The 14500-nt window shown below is 53.5% G+C and carries 14 protein-coding genes; 9 read left to right on the top strand and 5 right to left on the bottom strand.

What is annotated here, in order from left to right; translation table 11 throughout:
- Positions 1-239: 239 nt before the first annotated feature.
- The gene (locus tag ETC00_RS10070) at positions 240-386 is read right to left on the bottom strand and encodes a hypothetical protein (RefSeq protein WP_171565864.1); all 147 of its coding nucleotides are present in this window, start codon (positions 384-386) and stop codon (positions 240-242) included.
- Between the two features lie 699 nt (positions 387-1085).
- Here ETC00_RS10070 and ETC00_RS10065 point away from each other — a divergent pair.
- The 3 genes from ETC00_RS10065 to ETC00_RS10055 all read left to right on the top strand — a co-directional run bounded on the left by ETC00_RS10065 (position 1086) and on the right by ETC00_RS10055 (position 4572).
- Entirely contained in the window at positions 1086-2870 is a 1785-nt protein-coding gene (locus ETC00_RS10065; protein ID WP_171565863.1) for a M3 family oligoendopeptidase, read from the top strand.
- Between the two features lie 296 nt (positions 2871-3166).
- On the top strand, positions 3167-3997 hold the full coding sequence (locus tag ETC00_RS10060; RefSeq protein WP_171565862.1) for an undecaprenyl-diphosphate phosphatase: 831 nt from the start codon (positions 3167-3169) through the stop codon (positions 3995-3997).
- A gap of 167 nt (positions 3998-4164) precedes the next feature.
- The gene (locus ETC00_RS10055) at positions 4165-4572 is read left to right on the top strand and encodes a DoxX family protein (RefSeq protein WP_171565861.1); all 408 of its coding nucleotides are present in this window, start codon (positions 4165-4167) and stop codon (positions 4570-4572) included.
- Between the two features lie 65 nt (positions 4573-4637).
- Here the strand turns inward: ETC00_RS10055 and ETC00_RS10050 are convergent, their stop codons facing one another.
- Both ETC00_RS10050 and ETC00_RS10045 read right to left on the bottom strand, forming a co-directional pair.
- Positions 4638-5483, bottom strand: a complete 846-nt coding sequence (locus ETC00_RS10050) for an arylamine N-acetyltransferase (RefSeq protein WP_171565860.1) — start codon at positions 5481-5483, stop codon at positions 4638-4640.
- Positions 5484-5494: 11 nt separating this feature from the next.
- On the bottom strand, positions 5495-5869 hold the full coding sequence (locus ETC00_RS10045; RefSeq protein ID WP_171565859.1) for a DUF423 domain-containing protein: 375 nt from the start codon (positions 5867-5869) through the stop codon (positions 5495-5497).
- 189 nt (positions 5870-6058) lie between these two features.
- Between ETC00_RS10045 and ETC00_RS10040 the strand changes: the two genes are divergently transcribed.
- Both ETC00_RS10040 and ETC00_RS10035 read left to right on the top strand, forming a co-directional pair.
- Positions 6059-6241: a hypothetical protein gene (locus ETC00_RS10040; protein ID WP_171565858.1), complete on the top strand. Its 183-nt coding sequence runs from the start codon at positions 6059-6061 to the stop codon at positions 6239-6241.
- A 163-nt stretch (positions 6242-6404) separates the two neighbouring features.
- Complete coding sequence (locus ETC00_RS10035) at positions 6405-7829, top strand: SpoVR family protein (RefSeq protein ID WP_171565857.1); 1425 nt, start codon at positions 6405-6407, stop codon at positions 7827-7829.
- 175 nt (positions 7830-8004) lie between these two features.
- On the opposite strand, the gene ETC00_RS10030 is transcribed toward ETC00_RS10035, so the two are convergent.
- Positions 8005-9417: an MDR family MFS transporter gene (locus tag ETC00_RS10030; RefSeq protein WP_304414596.1), complete on the bottom strand. Its 1413-nt coding sequence runs from the start codon at positions 9415-9417 to the stop codon at positions 8005-8007.
- A 133-nt stretch (positions 9418-9550) separates the two neighbouring features.
- Between ETC00_RS10030 and ETC00_RS10025 the strand changes: the two genes are divergently transcribed.
- Positions 9551-10150: a TetR/AcrR family transcriptional regulator gene (locus ETC00_RS10025; RefSeq protein WP_171565856.1), complete on the top strand. Its 600-nt coding sequence runs from the start codon at positions 9551-9553 to the stop codon at positions 10148-10150.
- Positions 10151-10358: 208 nt separating this feature from the next.
- Here the strand turns inward: ETC00_RS10025 and ETC00_RS10020 are convergent, their stop codons facing one another.
- On the bottom strand, positions 10359-11579 hold the full coding sequence (locus ETC00_RS10020; protein ID WP_171565855.1) for an MFS transporter: 1221 nt from the start codon (positions 11577-11579) through the stop codon (positions 10359-10361).
- A 145-nt stretch (positions 11580-11724) separates the two neighbouring features.
- On the opposite strand from ETC00_RS10020, the gene ETC00_RS10015 reads away from it, so the two are divergent.
- The 3 genes from ETC00_RS10015 to coxB all read left to right on the top strand — a co-directional run bounded on the left by ETC00_RS10015 (position 11725) and on the right by coxB (position 14488).
- The gene (locus ETC00_RS10015) at positions 11725-12618 is read left to right on the top strand and encodes a LysR family transcriptional regulator (RefSeq protein ID WP_171565854.1); all 894 of its coding nucleotides are present in this window, start codon (positions 11725-11727) and stop codon (positions 12616-12618) included.
- 307 nt (positions 12619-12925) lie between these two features.
- A complete protein-coding gene (locus ETC00_RS10010; RefSeq protein WP_230076590.1) occupies positions 12926-13138 on the top strand; it encodes a hypothetical protein in 213 nt (70 codons plus the stop codon).
- A gap of 342 nt (positions 13139-13480) precedes the next feature.
- The gene (gene coxB, locus ETC00_RS10005; RefSeq protein ID WP_171565853.1) at positions 13481-14488 is read left to right on the top strand and encodes a cytochrome c oxidase subunit II; all 1008 of its coding nucleotides are present in this window, start codon (positions 13481-13483) and stop codon (positions 14486-14488) included.
- The last annotated feature ends 12 nt before the right edge of the window (positions 14489-14500 follow it).

The following is a 14500-nucleotide window of genomic DNA, read 5'->3' as shown; positions in this document are numbered from 1 at the left end:
GGGATGGGAACAACACAAGTGGGTAGTCTTGTCTATATTACCACCTAAGAGGCATTTGAGTATTCTCTTTCTCTTACTGGGGAATTTTCGCTTGATTTTTTTGAGGAACTTTCTTTTGATCTTGACACTCGGTTTTCCTCCAATCTTCGTAGTGCGATGTACTTGCTTGATAATGGTATAGTCCATGCTGACCTTCTAATAGGCTTGTCCTATCTGCCGGGATCCACCCGGCGTTCGATTCACCCATTTTGAACCTGTTTCAGTGGCTCTTGCTTAGGAGTCGAAGCGAAATACGGGGCGAATGCAGCAATGAATGCCTCCTGTGGATCACGAGTGCCGTAAGTCACCTTGCCGATTCTCAGCCGGGACTTCTTTCGCTTCTTCATGTCACCACCTCCATACAGTGAGCGTATGCTAGATGGACAGGTGGACGGCCTTGCCAAATTCATTGGGTCACCTTCTTTCCAATGACCAACAACTCAAGCAGGTTTCTGGTCGTTCACACACTCTACGTAAGTGTCCTCAGTAAAAAATTTCGTCTATTGTTGGGACTGACCCCCGTCCGTAGGACAGGTTTCAAAACACCTTAGTTTTTAAGCAGCCAGTTGCCGATATTGAATCGGTGACTGGTTGTTTAGTTTTTTTGTAATGAATTAAGTTATAGTAATGAATGTAGTCTTGCACAATCTGTTCATCGATGGCCGTTGTTGTACAGGTAAATATCTTCGAGATATAATGTTTTAGACTTTACACGGAATGGAACGATTCTATCGGGGCATGGCATTTTCAATGCGGAACTAATTCATCTAACGAGACGACGGAAATCTGATAACGGCCTTCGGCCTGTTGGTTATTCAGCATGCTTCCACCTCTACACAGCATTGAATGGTATGTATATTCGAGAAAAAAGCGTGTAGACCTTACCTTTGGTACTTTGTCTACACGATGAAGCAACCTGCCGTTCAGGTTGCTTTTTTCATAGAAATGGCAGGATCATATACAAAAATTTTGACTGAAAAAGAGGTTTTTGCTGAGTGCTGTGAAAGAGAGTACTTGTGCGTATACATAATCAGGGAGGGATATACATGAAAACGCCATTGCCGATGCGCTGGAATCTGGAGGTGCTGTTTTCCGGCGGAAGCGAGTCCGAGTCCTTTCGCGCATTTCTCAGCATGCTGGAAGGAGATATTGCCGCACTGCAGGCGCAGGTGAGCGCCGATCGCGTGCGGATCGACGACAAGGATGCATTTGTTTCCCTGCTCACCCAAGTGCAGAGCATTGCTGTTCGGCTGAAGGAGGCGGGAGCGTTTGTCTCCTGCCTGACCGCCCAAGATGTAAAAGACGAACAGGCCAAACTCCTGAGCGGACGGGTGAAAACCGTATCCGCGTCATTCGCTGCGGCGCTGTCCAAATGGGAGGAACACCTGCTCGCGATCGACGAGCCGGCCTGGAACAAGCTGCTCGCCGCTCCGGAGGTGAAGCCGGTCGCGTTCAATCTCAATGAACGACGCAGACGGGCAAAGGAAAAGCTTCCGCCCGCTCAGGAGGTGCTGGCCAACGACCTGGCCGTGGACGGATACCACGCCTGGCAGGACCTCTACAATACCGTCGTTGGCCGCATGACCATCGAAGTGGAGGTGGATGGCGAGACGAAGCGTCTCTCCGTCGGCCAGGCCGCCAATTTGATGCACCATCCGGACCGCAGCGTCCGCGCTCGCGTTTTTGCCAAATGGAAGGAGGCCTGGGCGCAGGAGGCGGAACTGTGCGCACAGGCGCTCAATCACCTGGGCGGTTTTCGTCTGGCGCTGTACCGGCATCGGGGATGGGACTCCGTGCTGCGAGAGCCGCTGGACATCGGGCGGATGCAGGAAAAGACGCTGGACGCGATGTGGCAGGCGATCGACAACCGCAAGGATCGGCTCGTCGCGTACCTGGAGCGCAAGGCCAAGCTGCTGGGCGTGGACAAATTGAGCTGGTACGATTTGTCCGCTCCGATCGGCCGTCAGCACAAGAAGTTGTCTTATGAGGAAGGCGCTGCGTTCATCCTCGAACAGTTTGGCCGGTTCAGCCCGAAATTGGCCGCCTTTGCTCAAAACGCCTTCGAGAATGGATGGATCGAGGCAGAGGACCGGCCAGGCAAACGGCCAGGCGGCTTCTGCACCAGCTTTCCGGCCAAGGGCCAGTCTCGCGTGTTTATGACCTACGCGGGCAGCATGCAAAACGTGTCCACCCTGGCGCATGAACTGGGGCACGCCTATCACCAGCACGTCATGAACGATCTGCCCCCGCTGGCGCAAAACTACGCGATGAACGTGGCGGAGACGGCTTCTACATTTGCCGAGATGATCGTGGCGGACGCGGCGGTGAAGAACGCCGCCAGTACGGAGGAGCGGGTGGCTCTCCTGGAAGACAAAGTGCAGCAGACCATCGCCTTTCTCATGAACATCCAGGCCCGCTTCCTGTTTGAAAAAAACTTTTACGCCAAGCGGAGAAACGGGCTGGTCAGCGCAGAGGAGCTGAGTCGCATGATGCTGGAAGCGCAGAAAAAGGCGTACAGCGACGCGCTGGCCGAATACGAGCCGCTTTTCTGGGCGTCCAAGCTGCATTTTTACATCACGACGTATCCCTTCTACAACTTCCCGTACACCTTCGGCTATTTGTTCAGCTTGAGCGTGTACGCGCGCGCCCTGCAGGAGGGACCGGCCTTTGCCGACAAGTACGACGCCCTGCTGCGCGATACGGGACGGATGACCGTGGAAGAGCTGGCAAAGCGGCATCTGGATGAGGACATTACCGACGTCCGGTTTTGGCAGAAGGCCGTGGATCGGGCCGTCGCCGACATCGACGAGTTTCTCCACCTGACGAAATAAAACGGGGAATATCAGCGCGAGCGGACGTCATCCCGACGATCGGATGGGAATTGATCCCGCGCCCTGCACATCAGCACATCCGCCAGGCGTCTGCCGGCGGCGTGAGGGTAACCCTCGCTGGTGTCTCAAGCTCCGGCGGGGGTTTTTATGGGACGAACGGAGCAAAAAAATTTAGGCTTGGGGTGAATGGGAAAGTACGTTAAAATGAAGGGCGTGGCGCAAGCGATCATGCGCGAGACAAGCGAGGAGGCAAACGGCGTCGTCAAACTGCCTCTTTTGCCAGAAAGGTGAGTACAATGGATCTGTGGTCAATGTTCGTAGCATTCGTGTTAGGGCTTGTGGAGGGACTGACGGAATTTGCGCCCGTCTCCTCGACCGGGCATATGATCATCGTTGACGATATGTGGCTGAAATCCAAGGAGATGTTTTCCCCCGAGGTGGCCAACACCTTCAAGGTGGTGATACAGCTCGGATCGATCCTGGCTGTGGTAATCGTCTTTCAAGAGCGCTTTTTCGATCTGCTCGGGCTGCGGAGACGCGCGACAGGCGGACAAGCCTCCGGCCGCAAACTGAAGCTGGGTCAGGTAATCGTCGGGCTGCTGCCGGCTGCCGTATTGGGCCTCCTGTTTGAGGACTACATCGACCAATACCTGTTTTCGGTGAACACCGTGCTGATCGGATTGGTGGCGGGCGCTTTCCTGATGCTGGCCGCTGATTGGTTCCGCCCGGGCAGGCCGAAAGTGGAGACGGTTGACCAGCTTACGTACAAGCAGGCCTTCTTGATCGGGTTGTTTCAATGCATTGCGCTGTGGCCGGGCTTCTCCCGTTCCGGTTCGACGATTTCAGGCGGGGTGCTGTTGGGATTGAGCCACCGCGCTGCGTCCGATTTTACCTTTATCATGGCTGTCCCCGTCATGTTGGGGGCAAGCTGCCTGTCGCTCTTGAAGCACTGGGATTCCTTCACCCTTGATGCCCTGCCGTTTTTTGCGGTCGGCTTCATCAGCGCATTCGTTTTTGCGCTGTTCTTCATCCGCTTCTTCTTGAAGCTGATCAACCGGATCAAACTGGTTCCGTTTGCCCTTTATCGCATCGTGCTGGCAGCGGTGCTGTATCTGGTCCTGATGTAAGAAAAACGGCTTTGGAGGTATCGGCGAAAGCGGACCTTCGCCGGACAAGCGTAAAAAGCAGTCGGGAACAATTGGGTTTTTCGACTGCTTTTTTTGTTGGCGGGGACGGATATCGTGATGCTGTTTGTCCGGGCATCGGCATATGCTGGTGGTGAGGAGGGAGTCGGATGCGGGAGAAAACGGCGTTCGTCGTCCTGCGGATGGTGACGGGCTTGATTTTCTTTGCCCACGGCCTGCAGAAGCTGCAAAAAGGATTGGGAGTGGTGGCTGAGTGGTTCGGGAGTGTCGGACTTCCGACATGGTTGGCCTATCTGGTGACGCTGGCGGAACTGCTGGGTGGGATGGCGCTTGTGATCGGGCTGGCGGTACGGCCTGCGTCGCTGCTTCTGGCTGTGATCATGGTCGGTGCCATCGTTACCGTCAAATGGTCAAACGGCCTGATCGGTGCGAACGGCGCAGGAGGGTACGAGCTGGATCTCATCCTGCTGGCGGTGACCATGTATCTGGCCGTCACGCAAAGAGAGGATCAGGGAGGCAAGCCTTGTGACCCTCGTTTTCGCCCAAAAAACCGCTGATTCAGCGGTTTTTTTCGTGCATCCGTACACCGGCTGTTCCAGCAGCAGCAGCCAGCTAGACGTGTCTAGGTTTCATTTGCAAATAGATCAACGCCCCGCGACTGCAGGATCTCCACCGCCTCCCTGACCGGCAAGCGGGGCAGGCGGAATTCGTCCGCCACCGTCTCTTCCAGCTCCCGGATGGAACCGAGCGTCAGCCGGCGCTCGCCGCCGTCAGCGTGCGTGATCAGCAGTGTGTTGTTTTTCAATGAGAGGCTGCGTTCGCTGTCCCATTGATACACATGGATGCGCAGGCAGTTGAGAAAGAAGGCGCCGGGGGCAAACGAGCGGTCGATCGCTTCGGCGAAATCGTCCGGCTCCCGCCGCTCCTCCGGGTCAAAGTGCCAGTCTTCGTTCACCAGCTTCTCCCCCCGGTAATGCAGGTATTGGTAGCGGCCCGGCCGCTCCGCATCCGGTGTGATTCGCACCGTCTCCGGGCCAAAGCGGATGCAGTTGTCGGGATCGCGGCGAAAGCGGACCGGCTGATACACGGGGGCGGTGGAGCCCAGATCGACGTAGACCGGCTCTCCTCCCCATTCCGGCAGCCGGACGATGACCGCCGTATGGGAGGTTCCCACCGGCACGAGATGTGCAGAAAAGCCCAGCTCGCGCAGCAGCCAGAGGAGATTGGCGTGGATGGCGTAGCAGGTGCCGCCAAACCCGCAGCGGACGGCGTCGGCAACAAACTGTTCAGGCGAGGGGAGGCTCTTGTGCCCCGGCCGCCGGGCCTGCAGCAGTTTGCCGACGTTTTCAAACGGAAACGCCTGCAGATGAGCGCGGCACAGTTCGCTGAGGAAGGCGTAACTGGCCGGGCGCGGCGCTATTCCCAGATGATGGAGATAGGCAGATGCCCAAGCGGGTAACCGCGACATGGAAAACCTCCTTACGAGACAGATTTCCAGGCGTGCACGGCGAGAAGCGCCCAGCCGGCCAGGAACAGGACGCCGCCAAATGGCGTGATTGCCCCGAGCGCTTTGATGTTGGTGAAGCTGAGGGCGTACAGGCTGCCGGAAAAGAGCAGGGTGCCGACAGTGAAGCACCAGCCCGCCCAGGTCAGGACAGACGATTCAGGGTACCATTTGCACAGCAGGGCGACCAGCACCAGCGCCAGCGCATGTGTCGTCTGGTAGGTAACCCCGGTGTGGTAGACGCCGAGCAGGTAGTCGTTCAGTTTGCCTTTCAGCACATGGGAACCAAATGCGCCCAAGGCGACGGAGAGAAAACCGCTGATAGCGCCAAGCAATAAAAAGATACGCACGAAACATTCGCTCCTTTGTGTAACGATATGCATATATAGCGTTATTGTACCGCAATCACGGCGTCCATGCCCAATTGCAAATTGTTGAACGCGAACTTTGGCCTTTCGTCCAGACCGTCTCACAACTTGCGACATAGGATGCAGTAAGGCGGCAGCTTTCTGATGTCGCCGCCGCAGGAGGTGAGCAGCATGGGCAAATGGACAACGCTGGTGGGCGGCCTCGTAGGCGGTTGGTCCTTTTTGAAAATTCCGCTGGAAGGCACGTTCCTCTCCTTTATCGATCCTGTCGTCGATGGTGTTGGTATCGTGGCGGCAGTCGTGTTCTCGGGTGCACTCATTTATTATGGCGTACGCGACTGGATCCAAGGTTAACAACCGGATTAGTGCAGACAGCGGCAAAGACGTCCCGGCAAAAGGGGCGTCTTTGTCATTGGCCAGCTCAAAGGTGGTCGGCTTTACATCGTCGTCTTGTCGAGTGCTCTCATGCAAGCTGCTCCCATATACATAGTGGAGAGAAGAAATGGGGGGAAGCGACATGACCAACGACGAACGCAAGGAACTGGAGCGCTCGATTGAAGAAATCACGGAAATCGCCAAAGGCTTCGGCCTTGACTTTTACCCGATGCGCTACGAGATATGCCCGGCTGACATCATCTACACGTTTGGCGCGTACGGCATGCCGACGCGGTTCTCGCATTGGAGCTTTGGCAAATCCTTTTACCGGATGAAGCTGCAGTACGACCTCAATTTGAGCAAAATCTACGAGTTGGTGATCAACTCCAACCCGTGCTACGCATTTCTGTTGGACGGCAACACGCTGATCCAGAACAAGCTGATCGTCGCCCACGTCTTGGCCCACTGCGACTTTTTCAAAAACAACGTGCGGTTCTCCAACACCAACCGCGACATGGTGGAGAGCATGGCGGCCAGCTCGGAGCGGATTCGGCAGTACGAGATCAAGCACGGCAAGGAGGCAGTGGAGTCGTTTTTGGACGCCTGCCTGTCCATTCAGGAGCACATCGATCCCAGTCTGCTGCGGCCGAAACTGCGCTGGAAGCGGGAGGTGGAGGAGACGACCGGCAAACCGGGCAAAACAGAGCGGACCACGCCGTACGACGACCTGTGGCGGCTGGATCGCACAGACGAACAGCCAGCCGATCAAGGGAAGCCGACCCGCAAGTTCCCGCCCGAACCGGAGAAAGACCTGCTGTTGTTCATCATGGAGTACAGCACTGTTCTGGAGGACTGGCAGCGGGACATCATGACAATCATCCGCGAAGAGATGCTCTATTTCTGGCCGCAGTTGGAGACGAAGATCATGAATGAAGGCTGGGCCACCTACTGGCACTTGCGCATCCTGCGGGAGTTGGACCTGACGGAAGCGGAGACGATCGACTTTGCCAAGCTGCACGCCTCGGTGATCCAACCGTCGCCGACCAGCATCAATCCGTATCATCTCGGGCTGAAAATTTTTGAGGATATCGAGGAGCGCTGGGATAACCCGACCAAGGAAGAGCAGGAGCGCTATGGACGCAAGCCGGGACAGGGAAGGGCAAAGATTTTCGAGGTGCGCGAGTTGGAGTCGGACATCAGCTTTCTGCGCAATTACCTGACCAAGGAGCTGGTCGAAAAGCTGGACTTGTACCTGTTCGGCAAGCAGGGAAACGACTGGGTGGTGACGGAAAAATCCTGGGAACAGGTGCGGGACGGCCTGGCCGCGACGCGTGTCAACGGCGGCTTTCCGTACGTCATGGTCGAAGACGGCGATTACCTGCGGGCCGGCGAGCTGTACCTGAAGCATTACTACGAAGGATTGGAGCTGGATGTCAAGTACCTGGAAAAGACGCTGCCGTACATCTACCAGCTTTGGGGCAAAAACGTCCATCTGGAGACGGTGATCGAGGAGCGTGCGGTGCAGTTTACCTACGATGGAAAAAAGGTGCACAAACGGTTTTTGTAAATGAGTAATGATATAGATAGAAGACAAAAAAAGGCACAGCCCAGACTCCCCCCTCACCGCGGCTTACAAAAGCAAAGCCCCAAACCCCCTGATCAGCAGGGAAGTTTGGGGCTTTGCTTTGCCACAATTTCCCTTTGTTTTCCAAGCGGACTCAAGTATTTTCAATAGCACTTGGTCACGCTCGGGCCTTTGCCTTCGTCTTGCTTGTCAAGAGGAAGGCGGGTATGGCCATTGCCGCGGTCATCACGGTAGCGACAAGAAAGCCGGTGTGATAGGCGGCGGCTTCATGCGGGAGAGCGGGAACGGCTTGCCGCAATTGCAGGGCCACGACCGTTGCCAGTACGCTCGAACCGAAGGCACCGCCGATATTCTGGATAATGCGCGTGGCGACGCTCGCTTGCGGAACTTGATGGCCGGAGAGCCCCGTATAGGAATCCGTCATCACCGGAATCGTGATGCCGCCGACACCGATTCCCCGAATAAACAGTGCAAGGCCGATCTGCCAATAAGGAACGTCCGGCGGGAAAAGGATGAACGGAACGGTTCCCGCGACCGTAATCGCCGTAGCGGCCAGGACAATAAGCCGGGCTCCGATCCGGTCGGTGAGCGTCCCAATAACGGGTCTGGCGAGCAGCATGCCCGCACCTTGCGGAATGAGCGCGAGCGCGGCGGAGATGACGGAGTCGTGCCGAACATTTTGAAAGTACAAAGGCAGCAGCAGCATGGCGCCGTTCGTCCCGAAACCGGCCAGGAACAAGGCGATGACGGACCCGGTGAAGCTTTTGTATCGGAACAGGCTGAGGGGCACGATGACGGCCGAGGAGCGGACAAGGGCGTAAACGATATAGGCGATCGTCAAGATAACGCCCAGCGCGATAAAGCCGATCGAAGCCCCGCCGCCAAAACTGCCGCCTTCCGCCCCCCGCGAGATCCCGTAGATGAAACTTGCGGAAAGTCCGCCCAGCAGCAGAATGCCGGTCCAATCCAGCGCAGCGCGTCTGTTGGTGGCGGGAAATCTCGGCATTTTCATGGAAATCAAAGCCAGGGCGATGATTCCGATCGGGACATTGATGTAGAAAATCCAGCGCCAAGAGGCATACTCCACGAGCAGTCCACCGGCGACCGGGCCGAGGATGGGGCCGAGAATGATGGGCAAGCCCACGATGGCCATCAAGCGCCCCATTTGATCCTGTCCCGCGGCTTGTACAAGCAGCGTGGTCAGCAGGGGAATGATCAGCCCGGCGGCAAACCCTTGCACAATGCGGAACGCAATCAGGCTTTCGATGTTCCAGGACAACCCCGCCAGCAGGGAACTGAGCAGGAACAGCAGCTCCGCGATGAAATATACGGATTTACCCTCAAACCGCTGAACCAGCCAGCCGGAGAAAGGGACGGCGATGGCCAGGGCCAACACATAGCCGGTCATGACCCACTGCACCGTTTCCAGCGAAGTTTGAAAATCCCGGCTGAAATGATTCACCGCGATGTTCACCATGGTGGTGTCCAGCATGGGGGCGACCGCTCCGAACACCAGCACCAGTGCGACGCGGACAAGATCTTTCGGCAGTGTTCCGTCGGTTTGATTCACGTGCGTCCACTCCTTAGTTAAGGTACATGATGTATCTTATTTTCGAAATAAGTATACATGCTTTTTGAATAAGGTGCAACATGTATCTTATTTGTTGTATAATGATTGCAGCATCTTTCGGGAGGAAAAGTCATTGAAAGCGGAACGAAGACGGGGAGAAGAACTGGAAAAGGCGATTCTGGACGCTGCGTACGAAATCATCGAAACATCGGGGTACGAGGAAATGACCTTTCAACGCGTTGCCCGACAGGCGCAAACCAGCCGAACGGTCATTTACCGCCGGTACGAAACGCCCGTTGATTTGCTGCATGCCCTGGTCCAGTACAGGTCCACCCGGGCGATGGGCGGCAGAATGATCGATTTGCTCAGGGACCAGGGAAGTCTGCGCGCCGATTTGCTTGAGGTCGTCCGCATCTACCAGCGGTTTTTCGATGCCATCGGGCAGAAGCTGATGAGCGCCGTGATGACCGAATTCAGCAGAGATTATGAACGGTTCCGGGACTGGTTCGAACAGGCGCTCGACAGCAATGTGAGGATTATGAAGACGGTGGAAGAAAACGCCAAGCGGCGCGGAGAAATCACCCATGATTTTACCGAGTTGCAAATGCGTCTCCCCTTCGATCTTCTGCGTGTCGAAAATGTTATCCGCCACGAGAGGATCACTGCCGCGTATTTGACCCGTCTGGTGGATGAGGTGCTGCTGCCGGTGTTCTCCAAAGATCAGAAACATTAAGCTGCCCGCGTTGACGGATGAGAAGCATCTTAAAGAGCATAATGGGGTCTGCAAAAGCACATAAAAAAGAGAAGGCATTCTCAAGGATGCCTTCTCTTTTTATGCGCGGTGTTGCTCAGCTTATTTTCCTGCCGGTGAGAGTCCGGTCACAGGAGGGGCCAAGCCCCAGTTATGCTAGAACTCGGTCGGAAGGTCAATATCGTTTAAATTAGTTGGTATTGCCAAGAGAGTTTGAGGATTTCGGGAATGCGGGCAGTTCTCTGTCTGGCTCCTTTTTGGAACCGATGAAAAGTTGCAAGAAAATCATCGCTGTGCAGATCACGGCTAGTCCGACGAAGGCGAACACAATGCTGTTTGTCATGTCTTGTATCCATCCAACCAAAAACGGTCCAAGTGCTCCAATCGCATATCCCACCGATTGTGTCATGGCGGACCATGAGCTGGCATCTTGTGCGTTCGATGTTTCGTCAATCGGCAGCATCAACCCTAGAGGGAAGAGACCACCACAGCCAATACCGAGAAGAATCGCAGAAATCCATGGTGAACCAGAAAGGATGACAAGCAGTAACCCTGCCAATTCAAGCAAAGAGCATGCAACCATCCATAGAAGTCGATTTGGATAACGATTAACCAGCATCGGAATCAAGAAGGTTGCCGGAATTTGAACCAATGTGAAAAGTGTAAGCATGTTGCCAGCGTAAATCTTACTGTACCCCATGTTTGAGACGGCTGGTGCAAGCCATGCTGTAATGGAGTAGAACAAAAACGCCATCATTCCGAAAAATACTGTCAAAAGCCATGCCCTATGATTTCTCCAGGGCAACTGCCCCGCGTTTTTCAGAGAAGATGATTGATCAAGATTCGGCTCTACACGTCTTGGTACAAATAACCACCAGGCAGGCAAAGCGATAACGGCAAGTATTGCCCATAAGCCTAATGCTGATCGCCAGGAGCCATTTAAGGCATTTTGGAAGGGAACGGATAGACCTGCGCTTAGGGCTGCTCCAGCCACCATTGCTACGGAATAGACACCGATCATGGCAGCCACCTGGCTGGGAAAATAACGTTTAATGAAACCAGATAGAAGCGGACCCGCAGTCGCAATACCGATGCCAGCGATCAGTGAGGTCAGTAGCAGGAATGTATAAGAAGGCGTAAACCATCGGAGAACAGTAGCTCCGCCCACGAGCACTAGAGCTAACGCTATCATCCGTTCGATTCCATGACGAATTCCCAACTTGACAGCTATCGGAGAGAAGATTCCCATACATAGAACCGGTATAGAGGTGAGAAGACTGGCAGAGGATGCGCTCATTCCGAGATCGCTCCGAATCGTCTCTAATAGCGGCGAAATCGAAGAAATAACCGGCCGCAAGTTTAGAGATGCCAAAAATAGGGCGATTACCAAAAGCGTTGAACGAGGTTTCATTACACTCACTCCTTAAAACATCACTGGCGTGAATACTTTCTTGTGAATGAGGTTAAGTTTAAAATACACAAGTTAATTGATCAATATTATGATTTCTATTAAAATGATAGAAAAAAAAGAATGATTGAAATGGGATGGGGCCATTATGGATCTTAGACAACTAGAATACTTTGTCGCTGTATGCGAGGAACTGCACTTTACCAAAGCAGCGGACAAATTGGGCATATCGCAACCGACGCTCAGTCACCAGATTCGATCGTTGGAAGATGAAATTGGGATGCCGTTGTTTGATCGGATTGGCAAACGAATCGCACTAACCGAAGCAGGCAGACTGCTGCTAGAATACAGTATCCAGATGTTCAGAACCCGAAAAAATGCAATCGACGCCATTGATGAACTGCGCAATCAACAGCGTGGAACACTGGTCATTGGCGCGATCCCATCTGATCTCGATTACAGAATTACACAACTATTAATCGATTTTCACCATGAATTTCCTCATATACGACTAACCGTATTGACATCAATCGAAATCTTGAAGCAAGTATTGGATATGGAAGTGGATATTGGAATTGCAATCCTGCCTCTCCCAGATGAGCGGATTGTGAGAATTCCCTTATCCCGCGAAGAGTATGTGCTGGTCGTATCGGTGAACCACGAATTGGCGGATCGAAGCTCCATCGAGTTGGAGGAACTTCGACATATTAGAACCGTGATGTACCCGAAAGGCACGCTTGGACGCGAGATAGTCGATGATTGTTGTAGAAAGCGTGGCTTCAGCTTAGATCCTATTATTGAAACGACAACACCTTTTTCGCTTATTCGATTAGTCAAAGCGAATATCGGTGCGACAATTCAACCACTGCCACTAATTTTATCCATGAATGATCCCGACTTGCGTGCCATCAAGATCGAGGGAGGCCCAACTCGGGATATCGGTATTATTTATCGCGTTGACAGGTTTCTTAGCCATGCGGCGAAAACATTTATCAAGAGATTACAGGATGAGTTACAAGGGGGAAACTGGGCCAATCGTTGAAAGCATATCCGGTGTAGTCTCCGGCTTGCACATCTCAAGGCCTCTCCGGGTATACACATGCCATCGCTCGCGAACTTTTCCAACCCGCCCCAGCTCGTCAAACCTGTCCGCATAGTATGTAACATGGAAATGGCGATCTCTGCTCTGCGTGTAACAGCTGTTCCGTCCACGAGATTGGAAACGTCCCCCATCCTCTCGAAAAAAACGACATTTTTTTGAGAAAAAATTGAACAAAACGTGAACAAAGTGTGAAAAATGTGTTACAATAGAGCCATCAATCAAAGAAAACGGACAGGGGTTGGATGCGATGGACCAATTGAGCAATGGTATCAAAGCTGCGACAACCTTGAAATGGCTCGCGTGGGCAGCTACAATACTTGGTGCTGTTTTGCTTATGATGAATGTAAGCGATTTCCGTGCGGATAATTTTGGACTGATGGCGGCGATTGGATTGCTGATCGGCGGCATGAACATCTTTTTGCTGAGCACGGTGTTCCAGTTACTTCACACCGAATCGTAGGAAATATACGGCAATTCATGAACTGATCAAATAAAATAATGAAGAATTTGGGTGAAAGCCCTCTCAAGACGAGCGATCTTGAGAGGGCTTTTCTCTTGAAAAATCAACCATTATTAGGTGGCGGTTAGAAAAACAGGATATTGGTAACAAAGTTTTGAGCAAAAAGTGAAGTATATGTGAACACTTTGTCACGAAAAAGCGGCGAATTCTTGAACGGTGTGCAAACGAAGGTACAAAACAAATGCGCTTTTGATACGATATGAAGGCAAAAAGCAAGTTTATTAAAACTGAATGTGAACGGTCGTTTCCTTTCTGTTGGAACGTTAGGAGGGGTAGGAAGAAATGGCAGCTAGAAAGTGGCTCGGACGGGTCCAGTTTTGGATCATGGCGGTATTGGCCTGCGTCCTGTTGAGCGGATGCGGGAGCGAATACCTGGTCCTCAATCCGAAGGGGCCCGTTGCTGAAACGCAGTACAATCTGATTATTACTTCCATTATTCTCGTCTCGATCGTGATCCTGCCGGTGTTTGCGATCACCTTCTACATCGTATGGCGCTATCGGGACAAACCGGGGAACAAGGCTCCGTACCAACCGGAATGGGCGCACAACACCACGCTGGAGCTGATCTGGTGGGGGATTCCTGTCGTCATTATTGCCATTCTTGGTTATTTTACGGTGCGCGATACCTATGCGCTGGTTGAGCCTCCCAAAAAAGACGTAAAGCCGATCACGGTACAGGTTACGTCGCTCGACTGGAAATGGTTGTTTACTTATCCTGAACAAAACATCGCTACTGTCAACTACGTGCATATTCCGACGGACGTTCCCGTTCAATTTGAGCTGACCGCCGAGGCGCCGATGAACTCGTTCTGGGTACCGCAGTTGGCTGGCCAGATCTATACGATGCCGGGCATGGCGATGGGCTTGTGGATGCAGGCGGATGAGCCGGGTGAGTACTACGGCACCGGGGCCAACTTCACGGGGAAAGGCTTTGCCCACATGCAGTTCAAGGTAATTGCCGAACCGCAGGAGAAGTTTGACCAGTGGGTGCAGCAGGTGAAAAACACTGCGCCGGGCATGACCAAACAGGATTACGAAAACCTGGTGAAACCGGGTCTGTCCGACCGCTTGACGTATTCGGCTTTCCCGAAAGGGCTGTTCGAGGAAATCGTGATGAAATACGGCCACGTACACGGCAATCATCCAAACGGCATGAACCACTACAAGAACAATCTGAAAAACAACGACAATCAACACGAAGGACATCAAGGCGGTGGAGCGCACAGCAGCCACGGCGCGAATGACGCCCAGGCTTCACACCAGCATGAAATGTCCGTATCGAACCAGTAACACATAAACGGA

Source organism: Brevibacillus sp. MCWH (assembly GCF_013096935.1).
In the GTDB taxonomy this organism is placed as follows: Bacteria; Bacillota; Bacilli; order Brevibacillales; family Brevibacillaceae; genus Brevibacillus; species Brevibacillus aydinogluensis.
The sequence above is the reverse complement of the archived record's forward strand: the minus strand, read 5'-3'. Positions and strand labels throughout refer to the sequence as shown.